Origin of the sequence: Pseudomonas sp. VA159-2 (assembly GCF_024126635.1) — a bacterium.
GTDB lineage: Bacteria > Pseudomonadota > Gammaproteobacteria > Pseudomonadales > Pseudomonadaceae > Aquipseudomonas > Aquipseudomonas muyukensis.
On the sequence record NZ_JAMYBV010000085.1, the window covers coordinates 1 to 462 of the forward strand.

At 64.5% G+C, this 462-nt stretch carries 1 pseudogene; it reads left to right on the forward strand.

Features of this window, described 5'->3' with window-relative positions:
• A pseudogene (locus NJG22_RS24460) lies at nucleotides 1-462 on the forward strand (RHS repeat protein); the annotation flags it as partial.

Here is a 462-nt window from a genome sequence, read left to right on the forward strand (position 1 = left end):
TCAACCTCGAATGGGACGGCAGCGGCCCACACGCCAAAGCCATCCACGAATGGGCCGACGACGGCAGTTTCGAGACCCGTCTGCAGTGGGACGAGCGCATCCGCCTGACCTATGTCACCGATGCCCACGGCCAGGGGACCTGGCACTACTACGACGCCGAGGGTTACACCTACCGGATCAAGCACCCGGACGGTAATTCCGAATGGCTGTTCCGTGACGTGCGCAAGAACGTCATTCGCCACGTTCACCCCGACGGCAGCCAGGACCGCTTCGTCTACGATGAGCGCAGCAACCGCCTCAAGCACATCCGCGCCGACCACAGCGTGGTGCACTTCGCCTACGACGACCAGGACCAGCTGACCAAGATCAGCGACGCCGAGGGCGGGCTGTGGCAGCGCGACTACGACGAGCGCGGCAACCTGGTCGAGAGCGTCGACCCGCTGGGCAACAAGACCGAGTTCG